The 17,459-nt window shown below is 69.4% G+C and carries 15 protein-coding genes; 6 read left to right on the top strand and 9 right to left on the bottom strand.

All coding sequences use genetic code 11. The features are described from left to right. Positions 1-19 precede the first annotated feature (19 nt). The 3 genes from QWY76_RS18555 to QWY76_RS18565 all read left to right on the top strand — a co-directional run bounded on the left by QWY76_RS18555 (position 20) and on the right by QWY76_RS18565 (position 5,552). Positions 20-3,208, top strand: coding sequence for an FAD-binding and (Fe-S)-binding domain-containing protein (locus QWY76_RS18555; RefSeq protein ID WP_290312994.1), 3,189 nt, complete (start codon positions 20-22; stop codon positions 3,206-3,208). Positions 3,209-3,438: 230 nt separating this feature from the next. Continuing rightward, positions 3,439-3,639: a DUF2905 domain-containing protein gene (locus QWY76_RS18560; RefSeq protein WP_290312995.1), complete on the top strand. Its 201-nt coding sequence runs from the start codon at positions 3,439-3,441 to the stop codon at positions 3,637-3,639. A 95-nt stretch (positions 3,640-3,734) separates the two neighbouring features. After that, entirely contained in the window at positions 3,735-5,552 is a 1,818-nt protein-coding gene (locus QWY76_RS18565) for a cation:proton antiporter (protein WP_290312996.1), read from the top strand. A gap of 78 nt (positions 5,553-5,630) precedes the next feature. Here QWY76_RS18565 and trpC read toward each other — a convergent pair whose 3' ends face one another. The 5 genes from trpC to QWY76_RS18590 form a co-directional block, all read right to left on the bottom strand. Beyond that, positions 5,631-6,437 (bottom strand): indole-3-glycerol phosphate synthase TrpC, encoded by an 807-nt coding sequence (gene trpC / locus QWY76_RS18570; protein WP_290312997.1) that lies wholly within the window; start codon positions 6,435-6,437, stop codon positions 5,631-5,633. A gap of 21 nt (positions 6,438-6,458) precedes the next feature. Then, on the bottom strand, positions 6,459-7,478 hold the full coding sequence (trpD, locus tag QWY76_RS18575) for an anthranilate phosphoribosyltransferase (RefSeq protein WP_290312998.1): 1,020 nt from the start codon (positions 7,476-7,478) through the stop codon (positions 6,459-6,461). 30 nt (positions 7,479-7,508) lie between these two features. Continuing rightward, complete coding sequence (locus QWY76_RS18580; protein ID WP_290312999.1) at positions 7,509-8,093, bottom strand: anthranilate synthase component II; 585 nt, start codon at positions 8,091-8,093, stop codon at positions 7,509-7,511. Between the two features lie 255 nt (positions 8,094-8,348). Beyond that, the gene (gene trpE, locus QWY76_RS18585; protein ID WP_290313068.1) at positions 8,349-9,842 is read right to left on the bottom strand and encodes an anthranilate synthase component I; all 1,494 of its coding nucleotides are present in this window, start codon (positions 9,840-9,842) and stop codon (positions 8,349-8,351) included. Positions 9,843-10,090: 248 nt separating this feature from the next. Then, positions 10,091-10,756 carry a phosphoglycolate phosphatase gene (locus QWY76_RS18590; RefSeq protein WP_290313001.1) on the bottom strand — a complete coding sequence of 222 codons (666 nt, stop codon included), beginning with the start codon at positions 10,754-10,756 and terminating at the stop codon, positions 10,091-10,093. A gap of 272 nt (positions 10,757-11,028) precedes the next feature. Here QWY76_RS18590 and QWY76_RS18595 point away from each other — a divergent pair, with 272 nt between their 5' ends. Next, positions 11,029-12,324, top strand: coding sequence for an NAD(P)/FAD-dependent oxidoreductase (locus QWY76_RS18595; RefSeq protein ID WP_290313003.1), 1,296 nt, complete (start codon positions 11,029-11,031; stop codon positions 12,322-12,324). 70 nt (positions 12,325-12,394) lie between these two features. Here QWY76_RS18595 and QWY76_RS18600 read toward each other — a convergent pair whose 3' ends face one another. The 3 genes from QWY76_RS18600 to rpe are packed head-to-tail and all read right to left on the bottom strand — an operon-like array spanning position 12,395 to position 14,272. Next, complete coding sequence (locus QWY76_RS18600) at positions 12,395-13,249, bottom strand: mechanosensitive ion channel family protein (RefSeq protein ID WP_290313004.1); 855 nt, start codon at positions 13,247-13,249, stop codon at positions 12,395-12,397. 46 nt (positions 13,250-13,295) lie between these two features. Further along, on the bottom strand, positions 13,296-13,571 hold the full coding sequence (locus QWY76_RS18605) for a GIY-YIG nuclease family protein (protein ID WP_290313006.1): 276 nt from the start codon (positions 13,569-13,571) through the stop codon (positions 13,296-13,298). Positions 13,572-13,573: 2 nt separating this feature from the next. Next, positions 13,574-14,272 (bottom strand): ribulose-phosphate 3-epimerase, encoded by a 699-nt coding sequence (rpe, locus tag QWY76_RS18610; RefSeq protein WP_290313007.1) that lies wholly within the window; start codon positions 14,270-14,272, stop codon positions 13,574-13,576. Between the two features lie 142 nt (positions 14,273-14,414). On the opposite strand from rpe, the gene ggt reads away from it, so the two are divergent. After that, complete coding sequence (ggt, locus tag QWY76_RS18615; RefSeq protein WP_290313008.1) at positions 14,415-16,145, top strand: gamma-glutamyltransferase; 1,731 nt, start codon at positions 14,415-14,417, stop codon at positions 16,143-16,145. Positions 16,146-16,175: 30 nt separating this feature from the next. On the opposite strand, the gene QWY76_RS18620 is transcribed toward ggt, so the two are convergent. Then, positions 16,176-16,625, bottom strand: a complete 450-nt coding sequence (locus QWY76_RS18620; protein ID WP_290313009.1) for a GNAT family N-acetyltransferase — start codon at positions 16,623-16,625, stop codon at positions 16,176-16,178. Between the two features lie 123 nt (positions 16,626-16,748). Here QWY76_RS18620 and QWY76_RS18625 point away from each other — a divergent pair, with 123 nt between their 5' ends. Beyond that, a complete protein-coding gene (locus QWY76_RS18625) occupies positions 16,749-17,336 on the top strand; it encodes a YajG family lipoprotein (protein WP_290313011.1) in 588 nt (195 codons plus the stop codon). The last annotated feature ends 123 nt before the right edge of the window (positions 17,337-17,459 follow it).

The following is a 17,459-nucleotide window of genomic DNA, read 5'->3' on the forward strand; positions in this document are numbered from 1 at the left end:
AGCGACCGAACCCGATATCATGATCGCACGACTGGACACCGCTCACGCGAGCGCCCACGGCCACGCCGACACGCCCTACCTGCACTTCCTCGAGGCCCTGGCCGACGCCGGCTTCGAGGGCGAGATCGCCCCCGACTACGCCAACCGCACGGTGCTGGCCACCGACAACTCCCTCTACCAGCGCCTGCCCCAGGCGGTGGTCTATCCGAAGGGCGCGGCCGATCTGGAGCGCCTCGCCCGGCTGGCCGCCCGCGACGACTTCCGCCGGCTGGTGCTGTCTCCCCGCGGTGGCGGCACCGGCACCAACGGCCAGTCGCTGACCGACGGCCTGGTGGTCGACGTCTCCAAGCACATGACTGCCATCCTCGACATCGATGTCGCGGCCCGCCGGGTGCGCGTCCAGGCCGGGGTGGTCAAGGACCAGCTCAACGCCGCACTCAAGCCCTTTGGGCTGTTCTTCGCCCCGGAGCTCTCCACCTCCAACCGGGCGACCATCGGCGGCATGATCGCCACCGACGCCAGCGGCCAGGGCAGCTGCGAGTACGGCAAGACCCGCGATCACGTGCTCGAACTCGACAGCGTGCTGCTCGGTGGCGAGCGCCTCACCACCCGGCCGGTCGACGAGGCCGAGCTCGAGGCGCTGTGCGCGCGCGACGACGCCGTGGGCCGGGTGCATCGGGTGGCCCGCGAGATCATCGACACCGAGCGCGAGCGGATCCGCGAGACCTTCCCGCCACTCAACCGCTGCCTGACCGGCTACGACCTCGCGCATTTGAGAACAGCGGAAGGCAAGTTCGACCTCAACAGCGTGCTGTGCGGCGCCGAGGGCTCGCTGGCCCTGACCAGCGAGGCGGTGCTCAACGTGCTGCCGATTCCGGGGCATTCGACCCTGGTCAACGTGCGCTACGCGGGCTTCATGGACGCCCTGCGCGACGCCAAGGCGCTGATGGCCAGTGACGCCGCCCCGACCTCCATCGAGACGGTGGACGACAAGGTGCTGGGCCTGGCCCGCCAGGACTTCGTCTGGGACAGCGTCGCCGAGTTCTTTCCGGCGACCGGGGACACCCCGACCCACGGCATCAACCTGGTCGAGTTCAACGACGACGACCCCGCGCGGCTGACCGAGCGGGTCGCGGCCTTCTGCCGCCATCTGGCGCAGGACGCCAGCGTCACCCGCCTGGGCTACACGCGGGCGGAGGGCCGCGAGGCGATCGCCCGGGTCTACGGCATGCGCAAGCGCGCCGTGGGCCTGCTCGGCAACGTCCAGGGCGAGAAGCGCCCGCTGCCGTTCGTCGAGGACACCGCGGTGCCGCCGGAGCACCTGGCCGACTACATCGCCGAGTTCCGCGCCCTGCTCGATGCCCGCGGCCTGGCCTACGGCATGTTCGGCCACGTCGATGCCGGGGTGCTGCACGTGCGCCCGGCGCTGGACATGAAGGACCCGGCCCAGGAGGCGATGATCCGCGAGATCTCCGACGCGGTCGCCGCGCTGACCCGGAAGTATCACGGCCTGCTGTGGGGCGAACACGGCAAGGGCGTGCGCTCGGAATACGCCCCGGCCTTCTTCGGCCCGCTCTACCCCTGCCTGCGGCGCCTCAAGGCGGCCTTCGACCCGCATAACCAGTTGAACCCCGGCAAGATCGCCACGCCGCTCGCTATCCCGCCCGAAAACGCGGGTAGGGCTCCCTCGGCCGAGAATGACACTCAGGCCGACCCGTCCAGCCCGGAAGGGGACGAAGACGAGCAGACCGTAAAGTGGGTCGATCCGGGCCTGCTGACCATCGACGGCGTGCCGACCCGCGGCCAGTACGACCGCCAGATCGACGAGCGGGTCTGGCAGGCCCACGGTGACGCCGTCTACTGCAACGGCAACGGCGCCTGCTACAACTACGATCCGGATGACGCCATGTGCCCGTCCTGGAAGGCCACCCGCGAGCGCGTCCACTCGCCCAAGGGCCGCGCCAGCCTGATGCGCGAGTGGCTGCGCCTGCAGGGCCACGCCGGCGTCGACGTGGTCGAGGCGGCGCGGCAGCAGCGCTCCGCGGGCGCCTGGGGCGCCGTCAAGGCCTTCCCCGGCAAGCTGAAGCACACCCTGGCCCGGCGCCGCGGCGAGGCCGACTTCTCGCACCAGGTCTACGACGCCATGGCCGGCTGCCTGGCCTGCAAGTCCTGCGCCGGCCAGTGCCCGGTGAAGGTCAACGTGCCGACCTTCCGTTCCCAGTTCCTGGAGGTCTACCACGGCCGCTACCTGCGCCCGCTGCGCGACTACCTGATCGGCGGGCTGGAGTTCCTGGTGCCGTATCTCGCCCCCGTGGCGCCGCTCTACAACGCCGCCCTGGACACCCGCTGGGTGGATCGGCTGCTGGCCGGCCCCATCGGCATGGTCGACAGCCCCCGGCTGTCCCGGGCGAGCCTCAAGAAACAGCTCGCCGCCTGGGGCGTGAGTGAGGCCACACCGACCACCCTCGGCCGGCTGACCGAGGCCCAGAAGGCGCGCAGCGTGGTGCTGGTACAGGATGCCTTCACCAGCTACTTCGAGGCCAAGCTGGTGATGGACGTCGTCGAGCTGCTCGAGCGCCTCGACGTGCGGGTGTTCGTGGCGCCCTTCGCGCCCAACGGCAAGCCGCTGCACGTCCAGGGCTTCCTCGGCGCCTTCGAACGCACCGCGGCCAGGCAGGCCAGGCGGCTCAAGACGCTGGCCGGTTTCGGCGTGCCGCTGGTCGGCATCGACCCGGCGATGACCCTGACCTATCGCCAGGAGTACGTGAAGGCGCTGGGCGAGGCGGCCGTGCCCGAGGTGCGGCTGCTGCCCGAATGGCTGGTCGAGCATGCCGAACGCCTGGCCCCCGACGGGCTGACGCTGGACGATCCCGGCTATCGGCTGCTGGCCCACTGCACCGAGAAGACCAATGCCCCGGGCACGCCCAGGGCCTGGCAGCGGCTGTTCGCCGCCTTCGGCCTGGAGCTCGAGGTGCTGGCCAGCGGCTGCTGCGGGATGTCCGGCACCTACGGCCACGAGGCACGCAACCGCGCGACCTCGGCGACCATCTACGCCCAGTCCTGGCAGCCCAAGGTGGAAGACCCAACCAACGCCGGCCGGCTGCTGGCCAGCGGCTATTCCTGCCGCAGCCAGGCCAGGCGACTCTCGGATACCGCCCTGCCCCATCCGCTGCAGGGCCTGCTCGAGGTGCTGCGCCGGGCCGGCTGAACGGTTAGACACGGCACACAACAGGGCGCAGGGGACTGTTCGCAGAGGAGGTCCTACGCCATGGGTGAGGAGGATTCCTCCGAACGGGCTGGCCATGGATGGCCAGCACCGGACCTGCAAGCGGAGCGGGACGCGAGGGCGCCGCAGGGCGTCGGTAGCGCCCAGGGAAGGGTTCACAGCGCCTCCTCGCAGAACAGTCGCCTGAACAGCCCCGGCAATGAGGAGGCGAGATGTCGAAGACGCTGATCCTTACCGGCCTGCTGCTGGTCGCCGCCGGGGTCCTGTGGCCCTGGCTCGGCAAGTTGCCCCTGGGCCACCTGCCGGGCGATCTCCTGATCCGCCGCGGCAACACCACCGTCTACGTCCCCCTCACCACCATGCTGCTGATCAGCGTCGTGCTGACGCTGCTGCTGTGGTTATTCCGTCGCTAGAACGGTATCGACATCCTTCATCGCGCCGATGGATTGCATGTCGGGCCCGGCGACGCTAGGCTGCGCGCCCTTTACCCCCAGAGAGAGCATCGACCATGGAGCATGCCGGCTTCGACCTGGCGATGATCGGCTTGATGGCGCTGATCTGCCAATGGCTCGCCTGGCAGCTGAAGCTGCCGGCGATCCTGATGTTGCTGGTGGCCGGCATCGCCGCAGGCCCGGTCACCGGGCTGCTCGACCCCGATGCGCTATTCGGCGAGCTGCTGTTCCCGCTGGTCTCCCTGGCGGTGGCGGTGATCCTCTTCGAGGGTAGCCTGACCCTGAGCTTCCGCGAGCTCGGCGGCCATGGCCGCACGGTCCGCCGCCTGGTGACCTGGGGGGCGCTGATCACCGGCGTCACCGCCACCCTGGCGGCACACGCCCTGCTGGGCCTGTCGTGGCAGATGGCCAGCGTGCTGGGGGCGCTGCTGGTGGTCACCGGCCCCACGGTGATCCTGCCGATGCTGCAGACCCTGCGCGCCCGGGAGCACCTCACCCAGATCCTGCGCTGGGAGGGCATCCTGATCGACCCGGTGGGCGCCATCGGGGCGGTGCTGGTCTACGAGTTCGTGGCCCTGGGCTCGGGCAGCGATGCCGCCACCCAGACCCTGCTGCTGTTCGGCAAGACCGCGCTGATCGGCTTCGGCCTGGGCATCGCCGGCGGCCACCTGTGGGGCCAGGTGCTGCGCCGCCATTGGCTGCCCCGCCAGCTGCACAGCTTCGGCACCCTGATGATGATGCTGGCGCTGTTCTCGCTGTCCAACCTGCTGTTCCACGAGTCGGGGCTGCTGACCGTCACGGTGATGGGCGCCTGGCTGGCCAACATGCGGGGGGTGCCGACCCGGCCGATCATCGAGTTCAAGGAAACCCTGTCGGTGCTGCTGATCTCGGGGCTGTTCATCCTGCTCGCCGCGCGGCTGACGGTGGAGCAGCTGGCGCTGCTGGGCTGGCCGGCCTGGGCCTTCCTGGCCGTGCTGGTGGGCGTCGCCCGCCCGCTGGCGGTGTGGCTGTGCACCCTGGGCAGCCAGTTGGAACCGCGCGAGAAGGCGCTGCTGGCCTTCATCTCGCCGCGGGGCATCGTCGCGGCGGCCACGGCCTCGCTGTTCGCCCTGCGCCTGGAGGAGATCGGCATGCCCGGTGCCGAGATGCTGGTCCCGGTCACCTTCCTGGTGATCATCAGCACCGTGGTCAGCCAGAGCCTGCTGTCGCGGCCCCTGGCCCGCTGGCTGGGGGTACAGCGTCCCTCCCCCGACGGCGTGCTGATCATCGGCGCCAACCAGGTGGCGCGCGCGGTGGGCAGCCAGCTGCAGGCGGCCGGGGTCAGCGTGGTGCTGGCCGACAGCAGCTGGGATGCCATCCAGTTGGCCCAGCGGGCGGGACTGACCACCTACTACGGCGACCCGCTCTCGGAGCACGCCGCCCAGCACCTGGAGCTCAGCGGCATCGGCTACCTGCTGCCGCTCTCCCCCTATCGCGAGCTCAACGCCCTGGCGGCGCTGCACTTCGAGCACCTGCTGGGCCGCGACCGGGTGTTCCGGCTAGCGGTCGATGAGGGGCGCCGCGCCAACCGTCCCCATGCCCAGGCCCTGGACCACCTGCCGCTGCTGTTCGGTCGCGAGGTGACCTTCGCCAGGCTGTCGCGGCTGGTGGAGGACGGCGGCGAGGTATGCCGCGAGCGCTGCGGCGAGAAGTTTCGCATGGAGCCCCTGCGCCAGGCCCACAACGGCCATTGGCTGCCCATGCTGTGCATCGGACCCTCGGGGCGGTTGCGCCTGGCCACCGCCGAGGGCGGCCTGACCCCGCGCCGCGGGGATACCCTGGTCAGCCTGATCTTCGCCGACTCCCCGGCGCGCCAGGCCCCGCCGGCCAGCTGAGCCTTTCCCCGCTCCGGAACGCAATCGCCCCGGCTGCATGGCAGCCGGGGCGAGCGGAGACGCATGGAAGGCCGGCGCCTAGAAGAACAGCTCGCGCAGGGCCTCGCCGGGGTCCTCGCGACGCATGAAGGCCTCGCCCACCAGGAAGCCGTGGACATCGTGCTCGCGCATGCGCAGCACGTCGCCACGGGTGTGGATGCCCGATTCGGTGATCACGGTAACCTCGGGGGGAATGCGCTCGAGCAACTCCAGGGTGGTCTCGAGCCGGGTGTCGAAGGTGTGCAGGTCGCGGTTGTTGATGCCCACCAGGCGCAGGTCCAGCGCCAGGGCGCGTTCCAGTTCCCGGGCATCGTGGACCTCGACCAGCACGTCCATGCCGAGCTCGGTCGCCTGGCGGTAAAGCGCCGCCAGGCGCGCGTCGTCCAGGGCGGCGACGATCAGCAGGATGCAGTCGGCGCCGATGGCCCGGGCCTCGCTGACCTGGTAGCCGTGGGTGATGAAGTCCTTGCGGATCACCGGCAGCGCGCAGGCTTGCCGGGCCTCGATCAGGAAGTCCTCGTGGCCCTGGAAGAAATCGGCGTCGGTGAGCACCGACAGGCAGGCCGCCCCCCCGGCCGCGTAGCGCTCGGCGATCTCGCCGGGATGGAAGTCCTCGCGGATCACCCCCCGGGACGGCGAGGCCTTCTTGATCTCGGCGATGACGCCGGGGTCGCCGTCGCGGATGCACGCATCCAGGGCCGCCACGAAGCCCCGCGGCGCGGATTGCTCGGCGGCCTGACGCAACAGCTCGGCCTCCGGCACGGCCCGTTGGCGCTCGGCGACCTCCTCGTCCTTGCGCGCCAGGATGCGGGTCAGGATGGTCGGGGTCTCGGAAGATGCGGTCATGTCGGTGTCCTGGGTAGCGGCCTATTGGGCGAAGACGCGGGTGAAGTTGGTCAGTTCCTTGAGCTTCTCCAGGGCCAGCTTGGCATCCTGGGCATCCTGGGCCATGGCGACGCCCTCCTTGAGGGTGTCGGCGACCCCGGCGGCGTAGAGGGCCGCCCCGGCATTGAGCGCCACGATGTCCGCCGCCGGCCCCTCGCCCACCAGGGCCTGCTGCACCAGGCGCAGGCTGTCCTCGGCGGTCTGCACCCGCAGGGCGTCGAGGTCGTGGCGGGCGATGCCGAAGTCCTCGGGGGCGATGGTGTACTCGCGGATCTCGCCGTCCTTGAGCTCGGCCACCCGCGTCGGCGCCGCCAGCGAGATCTCGTCCAGGCCATCCTCGGCGCAGACCACCAGCACGTGCTCGCTGCCCAGGCGACGCAGCACCTCGGCCATCAGCGGCAACAGCGAGACCGAATAGACGCCCAGCAGCTGGTTGGGGGCACCGGCCGGGTTGGTCAGCGGCCCGAGGATATTGAACAGGGTGCGCACGCCCATCTCGCGGCGCGCCGTGATGGCATGGCGCATGGCCGGATGGTGGTTCGGCGCGAACATGAAGCCGACGCCGACCTCCTCGATGCAGCGCTCCACCTGCCCCGGGTCCAGGTCCAGGTCGATGCCGGCCACGGCGAACAGGTCGGCGCTGCCCGAGGACGAGGACACCCCGCGGTTGCCGTGCTTGGCCACGTGGGCGCCGCCGGCGGCGGCGACGAAACTCGCCGCGGTGGAGACATTGAACAGGTTGGCGCCGTCACCACCGGTGCCGACGATGTCCACCACGTTCTCGGCGTTCAGTCGCACCGGCGTCATCAGCTCGCGCATCACCTGGGCGGCGGCGCTGATCTCCTCGGCAGACTCGCCCTTCATCGCCATGCCCATCAGGAAGGCGGCGACCTGGGCGTCGGTGGCCTCCCCGGTCATGATGGTCATCATCACCCGGTGGGTCTGGTCGAAGCTAAGGTCCTCGCGGCGCAACACCGCGCCGAGGGCTTCGCGCATCTGCATGGCCGTCTTCTCCTTTGGCAATGGCACGTATCAACGACGCTCAAGAAAGTTGGCCAGCAGCGCGTGGCCCTGGCGCGTGAGGATCGATTCGGGGTGGAACTGGACGCCCTCGATGTCCAGCTCGCGGTGGCGCATGCCCATCACCAACCCGGGGGTGACGTCATCGGCGTCGGTCCAGGCGGTGACCTCCAGGCAGTCCGGCAGGCTCTCGCGTTCCACCACCAGCGAGTGGTAGCGGGTGACTTCCAGGGGATCCTCGAGGCCGGCGAAGACCCCCGTCCCGAGGTGGCGGATCCGCGAGGTCTTGCCATGCATCACCTGGGGGGCGCGCAGCACCTTGCCGCCGTAGACCTGGCCGATGGCCTGGTGGCCCAGGCAGATGCCGAGGATCGGCAGCCGGCCGGCGAAGTGGCGGATCGCCGCCATGGCGATCCCCGCCTCGTTGGGCGTGCAGGGGCCCGGCGAGATCACCAGGTGGCTCGGGGCCAGGGCCTCGATCTGCTCCAGGGTGATGGCATCGTTGCGGTAGGTGGCCACCTCGGCCCCCAGCTCACCGAGGTACTGCACCACGTTGAAGGTGAAACTGTCGTAGTTGTCGATCATCAGCACGGACATGGCAATAGCGTCCTGTTCTTACTGCGGTTACGTTGGCATCTTGCCTGGCGTTAGCCAGGGGCTTACCCGGATCGGTCTAAGGGCATGCGCCAGCCGTGCAGGGATGCGTAGACACAAAAATGCCGCCCTGACGGCGGCATTTCCTTCGGTCGCAAGCGTGCCGCCCCCTCGCTCAGGAGCGCCACCACGGGTTCGGACCGACTGTGTATCGCGATGCGTTCATGAGGCAATAGTGCTGTCCGACGGCGATCCCTGTCAAGGCGACTCCAGGTTGTCCAGGCCGTGCTCGGCCATGGCCACGGCGCGGAACAGCGCCCGCCCCTTGTTGAGGGTCTCCTGCCACTCGAGCTCGGGCACCGAGTCGGCGACCACTCCGGCGCCGGCCTGGACGTGCAGCTCGCCGTCCTTGATCACCGCGGTACGGATGGCGATGGCGGTATCCATGTTGCCGTGCCAGGAGAGATAGCCCACGGCCCCGGAGTAGACCCCGCGCTTGACCGGCTCCAACTCGTCGATGATCTCCATGGCGCGAATCTTCGGCGCCCCGGAGAGGGTGCCCGCCGGGAAGGTGGCGCGCAGGGCATCCATGGCCGAGAGCCCCGGCTTGAGACGGCCGGTGACGTTGGAGACGATGTGCATCACGTGGGAATAGCGTTCCACCACCATCTGGTCGGAGACCTTCACCGAGCCGGTCTCGCTGATGCGGCCGACATCATTGCGGCCCAGGTCGATCAGCATCAGGTGCTCGGCGAGCTCCTTGGGATCGGCCAGCAGGTCGGCCTCCAGCGCACGGTCCTCCTCCTCGCTGCGGCCGCGCACCCGGGTGCCGGCGATCGGCCGCACGGTGACCTCGCCATCCTCCAGGCGGGTGAGGATCTCCGGCGAGGAGCCCACCACCTGATGGTCGCCCAGATTGAAGTAGAACATGTAGGGCGAGGGATTCAGGCTGCGCAGCGCCCGGTAGAGGTCCAGCGGCGGCGCCTGGTAGGGGATCGACATGCGCTGGGAGGGCACGCACTGCATGATGTCGCCGGCCAGCACGTATTCCTTGATGGTCTCCACCGCGGCCTTGAAGCCCTCTTCGGTGAAGCCCGAGGTGAAGTGCCCCTCCTCCACCGCGGCCCGACCGGTGCCGGGGCTGCCGGCCCGGATGGCCGTCTCGCGCAGCGACGCCTCGAGCCGCCCCAGCCGGGCGACCGCCTGGCGGTAGGCCTCCGGCTCGACGGGGTCGGCATGGGTCCACAGGGTCAGGCGGCCGGAGAGGTTGTCGAACACCACCAGCTCGTTGCACACCAGCAACAGGATGTCCGGCACGCCCAGCGGATCCGGCTTCTCCACGCCGCGCAGGCGCGGCTCGATATAGCGGATGGTGTCGTAGCCGAAATAGCCGACCAGGCCGCCGTCGAAGCGCGGCTGGTCGTCGAGGCGGGGCACCTTGAAGCGCGCCTGGAAGTCCTCGATCCAGGCCAGCGGGTCGGCGACCTCCACCGCGCCCTGCTCATGGCCGTCGACGATATGGTTGACGGTGAATCCGCGTACCTCGATGCGCTCGTGGCTGGGCAGCCCGATGATCGAGTAGCGCCCCCACTTCTCGCCGCCCTGCACGGACTCCAGCAGGAAGGTCCAGGGGGCGTCGGCGAGCTTGAGGTAGGTGGACAGCGGCGTGTCGAGATCGGCCAGCACCTCGCGGGTGACCGGGATGCGGTTGTAGCCGGCCTCGGCCAGCTCACGGAAGCGTTCGGGAGTCATCATGGGCCCGGGGTCCTCGCGGTGGGAAAGACGATGGTCAGTCGAGCGACACTCCTGGGGAGCGTCCGGTCAGGCGAGCGTCACCATCGCCAGCCGCCGGTCAGGCCTGGGCATGCGGGAGAACGGGTGGCGGTGCGGCGGGAAAAGGCATCCAGCGTCATGCGAGTGTCCATCGGAGGAGATCGCGAGATCCGTTATAACGAAAAACTATTGACATCGCGCCTTATTATAGCGCAATCCAAATCACCCTAAACGAGTTCCGCGAGCGATTCAACTGTGCCATCCGGCCGGCTCAGGCTCACCGGCTCCCCGTGGTTGTAGCCGTAGGGGACCGCCAGGGTGCGAAAGCCCGCCGCCTTGCCGGCGGCGATGTCGTGACGGGAATCGCCGACCATCAGGCCGTGGCGCGGCGGTACCGCCAACCGGCTGGCGGCGTGGGTCAGCGGCAGGGGGTCGGGCTTGCGGCGTGGCAGGCTGTCGCCCCCCAGGCAGAGGGCGAAGTGCGTGGCCAGGCCGAAGCGCTCGAGGATCGGCGCGATGAAGGCCGCGGGCTTGTTGGTCACCAGCACCAGCGAAAGCCCTGCCTCGCGCAGGCCGTCGAGTGCCGTCCGCACGCCGGGATAGAGCCGGGTGCGCTCGCAGGGCGCGCGGCCATAGTGGGCCAGGAAGCCGGCGTGGACCGACTCGAGCCGCGCCGCCGAGGGCGGCTGGCCCAGGGCGTCGTGAAGGGCCCGCTCCATCAGCACCCGGGAGCCGTTGCCGACCCAATCGCGCACCCGGGCCTCGCCCGGCGCGGCCTGCCCCTCGTCACCCAGGGCGGCGTCCACCGCGGCGGCCAGGTCGGGCACGGAATCCACCAGGGTCCCGTCGAGGTCGAAAGCGACCAGCCGGATTTCGGCCAGGAGTGGGTGCATAGCGGTTTCCTCGGGACAGCGGGTAACGGGTGGAAGGCGGCGGTGACGTCGCCCCATGCATGTAATATTACGAAAAAAATATCCGCCCTACCCTAATGAGGGCATAGGCAGGGGCGTGCAAGAGGCATATCCTAGGGTCAGCCGTCGCCGCTACGCGGCCGGAGCCCTCACGATGCCATGGTGCCTCGCAGGCCATGACAGCGAACGAGACCCCCGGCCTGACCCAGGCGACCCATTTAGCACTCTTCCCATCCTCTTTTCAGGAGTCTCCCATGACCCTACCACGTATCGTGGTGGTCGGCGGTGGCGCGGGCGGACTCGAGCTGGTGACCCGGCTCGGCCGCAAGTTCGGCAAGCGCAAGCGTGCCGAGATCGTGCTCGTCGACCGCAATTCCACCCACATCTGGAAACCGCTGCTGCACGAGGTCGCCACCGGCGCCCTGGACTCCGGCCTCGACGAGATATCCTACCAGGGCCACGCCCGGGCCAATGGCTACCGCTTCCAGCTCGGCACCCTGTGCGACCTGGACCGCGAGGCCCGCACCCTGACCCTGGCCCCGGTGCTCGACGACGACGGCGAGGAGGTGCTGCCCTCGCGCACCCTGGCCTACGACGAGCTGGTGATGGCCGTCGGCAGCGTCAGCAACGACTTCGGCACCCCCGGGGTGAGCGAGCACTGCCACTTCCTCGACAGCCCCCAGCAGGCCGAGGCGTTCCGCAAGGCCATGCTCAATGCCTTCCTGCGCTACAACACTCCCCAGGAGTCGCCCTCGCGCATGGTGGTCGGCATCGTCGGGGCCGGTGCCACCGGCGTGGAGCTCGCCGCCGAGCTCCACGGCGCCTCCCAGATGCTCAACAACTACGGCTTCACCACCCTGGACAGCGAGCACCTCGAGGTGCACCTGATCGAGGCGGCCCCCAAGGTCCTGCCGGTCCTGCCCGACCGCATCAGTCAGGCGGTACACGCCGAGCTGGAGCGGCTGGGCGTCGGCGTCCATGTGGGCACCCGGGTCACCCAGGTCGAGCCCCACGCCATCGTCACCGCCGACGGCGAGCGCATCGAGACCGACCTCAGCGTCTGGGCCGCCGGCATCAAGGCGCCCGCCTTCCTCTCGACGCTGGGCCTGTCCACCGAGCCCAACCATCGCCTCAAGGTGACGGAGACCCTGCAGAGCGTCGACGACGAGCACATCTTCGCCTTCGGCGACTGCGCCAGCTGCCCCCAGCGGGACGGCTCGACCGTCCCGCCGCGGGCCCAGGCCGCCCACCAGCAGGCTACCCGGCTCTACCGCAACCTGGCGGCCCGGCTCGAGGGCCGGTCGCTCAAGCCGTTCGTCTTCCGCGATCGCGGCTCGCTGATCTCGCTGGCTCACTTCGACGCCATCGGCAGCCTGATGCGCGGGGCCTCGGCGCGCAGCCTGTTCGTCGAGGGGCATCTCGCCAAGCTCTTCTATGCCTCGCTCTATCGCATGCACCAGCGCGCCATCCATGGCGCCCTCAAGACCGGCCTGATGGTGGTGGTCGACGGCCTCAACCGCTTCATCAAGCCGCGCCTCAAGCTGCACTGAGCCCCGCCCGACCCTGCACGACAAGGGGCCGCCGGACCTCCGGCGGCCCCGTTGCGCAGGGTCGGGCGACTCAGCGCTCGGGGGATGCCGCGCCGCGTGCTGGCCCCGCCTCGGGGTGGTGGTAGACATGCACGTCGCGCTGGGGAAAGGGAATGCTGATGCCCTCGGCGTCGAAGCGACGCTTGATCTCCTCGGTCATCTCCCAGTGGACGTCCCAGTAGTCCTCCGCCTTGACCCAGGGCCGCACGATCCAGCTCACGCTGGAGTCGCCCATGGCGCTCATGCGAATGTTCGGCGCCGGGTCCTCCAGCACCCGGGGATCCTCGGCCACCACGCCCTCCAGCACCCGGCGCACGGTGTCGATGTCGTCGTCGTAGCCGACGCCCACCACCAGATCCACCCGCCGGGTGGCATGGCTGGAGTAATTGGTGATGGCGCCGTTCATCATCTGGCCGTTGGGCACGATGACCTTGCGGTTGTCGGCGGTCTTGAGCTCGGTGGTGAAGATCTGGACGTCATCGATCACCCCGGCCACGCCACCGGCCTCGACGTAGTCACCGACCTTGTAGGGCCGGAAGATGATCACCAATACCCCGGCGGCGAAGTTGGCAAGCGAGCCCTGCAGGGCGAGGCCGACGGCCAGGCCGGCGGCACCGATCACCGCGATCAGCGAGGTGGTCTGGATGCCCATCTGGCTGATCGCCGCCAGCACGACGAAGATCATCAGCAGGGCATAGAGGATATTGCCCAGGAACTTCACCAGCAGCGGGTCGAACTTGCCGCGCTGCATGGCCTTGAGCGAGAGGCGGTGGGCGAGCTTCACCGCCCAGCGCCCGATCACGAAGATGGCGGCGGCCGCCACCAGGTTGATGATGAAGTTCATGCCCTGCATCTGGACGACATCGGTGATCCACTGGCTGTTCATGGGGGGCTCCCTGTGCCGGCGAGGCCGCGCCCCGCCTCCATTGTGGTCATTCGCCGACCCGGCGACGGGCCAGCCACTGCCGCTTCGCCGCGGCGGAGAGACGCTTGACGGCGGCTTCCCGTCGCAGCGCCTCGCCACGCTCGCCGACGCGTTCGTGATATAGCAGAACCAGCGGCCCCTTGCCACGCAGGGCCTTGGCCCCGCGCCCGGTGCGATGTTCGTTCAGGCGTCGGGCGACATCGGTGGTGATGCCGGTATAGAGCGCGCCGCCGGCCGTCTCGATCACGTAGAGGTGCCAGTCCGCTGGCGCCGTCCCGGCCATCCTCAGACCTCGGCCAGGGCCCGACGGAAGTCGCGGATGACGCCGTCGTAGCGGTGCGGGTCGGCGGTATTGCGCGCCTTGAACACCGCCGAGCCGGCCACGAAGGTGTCCGCCCCGGCCCGGGCGATCTCGGCGACGTTGTCGACCTTGACGCCACCATCGATCTCGAGGCGGATATCCCGGCCCGAGGCATCGATGCGGCGGCGCGCCTCGCGCAGCTTGTCCAGGGTCCCGGGAATGAACGACTGTCCCCCGAAGCCGGGGTTGACGCTCATCAGCAGCACCATGTCGACCTTGTCCATCACGTGGTCGAGGAAGGACAGCGGCGTGGCCGGGTTGAACACCAGCCCCGCCTTGCAGCCGCCGTCGCGGATCAGCTGCAGGGAGCGGTCGATGTGCTCGGAGGCCTCGGGGTGAAAGGTGATGTAGGTGGCACCGGCCTGGATGAAGTCGCCGATCAGCCGATCCACCGGCCTGACCATCAGGTGGGCGTCGATGGGCGCGGTCACGCCATGCTTGCGCAGGGCCTCGCAGACCATCGGGCCGATGGTCAGGTTGGGGACATAGTGGTTGTCCATCACGTCGAAGTGGACGATATCTGCGCCGGAGGCGAGCACGTCGTCGACCTCCTCGCCGAGCCGGGCGAAGTCGGCGGAAAGGATCGAGGGGGCGATCTGGAAATCGGGGCGGGAATCGGTCATGGCGACGATCGGTCCTGTGAGAGTCGATGGGCACGATGGGCGGCATTCTAACAGCATCCGGGGGCCCCTCGTGTGCCTTGCGGGATCACCGGCCGCGGTCGATAGTGATAGTCGTGTCCCCCATCCGCGACAAGGAGTTGTCATGACGCCCTACCGTCTTTCCCGCCCCCTGGGCGCCGCCCTGCTCGCCGGCAGCCTGCTCTGCGCCCCGCCGCTGTTCGCCCAGCCGGCGATCCTCGAGGGCGAGCGCTTCCACCCCGAGCAAGGGTCCCGCGGCATGGTGGCCACCAGCCACTTCCTGGCCTCCCAGGTCGCCCGCGAGGTCCTCGCCGCGGGCGGCAACGCCGTGGATGCCGCGGTGACCGCCGGCTTCGCCCTGGCGGTCACCCAGCCCCGCTCGGGCAACATCGGCGGCGGCGGCTTCATGCTGATCTCCGACGAGGACAGCGACGAGGTCATCGCCATCGACTACCGGGAGACCGCCCCGGCCGCCGCCACCGAGACCATGTTCCAGGACGAGGACGGCAACGCCGTCTCCGAGTGGTCGCGTTACACCCATCGGGCGGCCGGGGTCCCCGGCACCGTGGCCGGCCTGTCCCTGGCCCTGGAGAAGTACGGCACCCTGAGCCTGGCCGAGGCACTGGCCCCGGCGATCCGCCTGGCCGAGAACGGCTTCGCGGTCCCGCAGCGCTTCGTCGACGGCGTGAGCGAGGCCGGCGAGCGACTGACCCAGTGGGACTCGACCCGGGCGATGTTCTTCAAGGAGGACGGCAGCCCCTACGAGGTGGGGGACACCTTCCGTCAGCCGGACCTCGCGGCGACCCTGCGACGGATCGCCGACCAGGGCCCACGGGAGTTCTACGAGGGCGAGACCGCCGAGTTGATCGCCGCCGAGATGGAGCGCCACGATGGCCTGATCACCCTCGAGGACCTGGCCGGCTACCAGCCGGTGATCCGTGAACCGAGTCACGGCAACTACCGCGGCTACGACGTCTACGCCATGAGCCCGCCCTCCTCCGGCGGGGCCCATATCGTGCAGATGCTCAACATCCTCGAGGCCTATGACATCGGCCAGATGGGCTTCGGCTCGGCCAACACCATGCACGTGATGGCCGAGGCGATGAAGCGTGCCTATGCCGACCGCTCGCAGTACCTGGGCGACACCGACTTCGTCGAGGTCCCTCTCGCGGGCATCACCTCCGAGGGCTATGCCGACGAGCTGCGCGAGCAGATCGCCATGGACCGGGCCACTCCGAGCGAGGCGATCGCGCCGGGCAAGCCGCTACCCTTTGAATCCAACGAGACCACCCACTTCTCCATCGCCGACGACGACGGCCTGGCGGTCTCCAACACCTACACCATCAACTTCAGCTATGGCTCGGGCATCGCCGTCGACGGCGCCGGCTTCCTGCTCAACAACGAGATGGACGACTTCTCCGCCAAGCCCGGGGTGCCCAATGCCTATGGGCTGATCGGCGGCGAGGCCAACAAGATCGAACCGGGCAAGCGCATGCTGTCATCGATGACGCCGACCATCGTCAAGCGCGACGGGAAGAACTTCCTGATCACCGGCAGTCCCGGCGGCTCGCGGATCATCACCACCACCCTGCAGGTGCTGATGAATGTGGTCGACCACGACATGAACATCCAGTCGGCGGTCAGTGCCCCGCGGATCCACCACCAGTGGCTGCCCGACGAGCTGCGCATCGAGGCCGGCTTCAGCCCCGACACCCAGGCGCTGCTGGAGGGCAAGGGCCACACCCTCAGCCAGGAGTCGGCGATGGGTGCCGCCCAGTCGATCGTGATCGAGGACGGCCACTTCTTCGGCGGGGCCGATCCGCGCCGCTCCACCTCCTCGGCCATGGGGCTCTAGCGGCCCCCACGCGCCGGTCGGATCAGGGCCTCAGCCGCGACCGCGGCAGCTCCGGCGGCGGGTCCAGACCATCAGGGTCTCGGGCTCGCCGCTGGCCGGATCCTCGGTTTCCAGGTAGGCATGGAACCCCAGCCGCCGGTAGAAGGAGACCGCGCGCACGTTGCGCGAGAAGACCCTCAGGGTGATGCGCTCGCTGAGCGCCATGACATGGGCCATCAGCGCCGAGCCATGCCCGTAGCCCTGGGCCTTGGGATCCACGAACAGCGCCTCGAGGTGCTCGCCGCGCATGGCCGCGAAGCCGACCGCCCGACCGCCGGCGTCGAGCACCTGAATCCGGCAGTCGGGCAGGCGCTGCCGGGTCATCTCCTCGGCACGGGCGGTCCACGCTTCCTCGTCCAGGAAGGGCTGGGCCAGGCGGGAGGCACGCCGCCAGATGTCGACGATGGCCGGCATATCCTCCGGTGTGGCGGGTCGGATCATGACGACTTTCCTGTGCTGATGCTTGCAGTGTATGCCGTCCTGCCCCGCTCGGCCTGCCCAATGCTGCAGGCCTGGGCCCGGGGACGATATACTCGAAGCTCACTTGTTTCAGGAGAATCGCCCATGCGTCGCCGCGTATTGCTCGCTCCGATCATCCTGCTGGCGAGCGTTTGGCTCGCCGGCTGCTCCAGCCCCCACTATCTGCAGCCCGACCCCAAGCGCAGCGTCGCCGTGCCGGTCGCCGGCCAGGGCCAGGCCGTGACGGTGACCGCCGTGGACAGCCGTGACGAGGGGGTGATCGGCACCCGCAGCGGCAGCGCCATGTCCACCGCGGTGATCATCGTCGACCCGGCGACCCTGGAGCCTCGCCTCCAGGCCGAAGCCGAGCGGGCCGTGCGGGAGATGGGCTTCTCCCCGACCCGGGAGGCCGCGCCGGACCGTCCCCGCCTGACCCTGACCCTGGACCACCTGGGCTACGAGCGCGGCGACAGCCCGCCGCTGGTCGGCAGCGCCCGGCTGGAGGCCGTGCTGGTCGCCGAGGCCCACAACGACGGCACCACCTACACCGGCACCTACACCTCGCGACGCACCCAGCAATACGCGGTACGCCCGAACCAGGAGGCCAACCTCGAGATGATCCAGGGACTGCTCTCCGACGGCCTCGACCGGGCCTTCAAGGACCCCGAGCTGGGCCGACTGCTGGCCCGCTGAGCGACCGCGCAGACACCGAGGGCACCCCATGGGGCGCCCTCGGCGTTGGTTCCCGACGATACTGCGCCCCTAGCCATGCCTGAAAAGACGACGAGCGAAGGCAAGACAAGGCAAACATTAGTG

This window comes from Halomonas maura (assembly GCF_030409305.1).
Lineage (GTDB): Bacteria > Pseudomonadota > Gammaproteobacteria > Pseudomonadales > Halomonadaceae > Halomonas > Halomonas maura.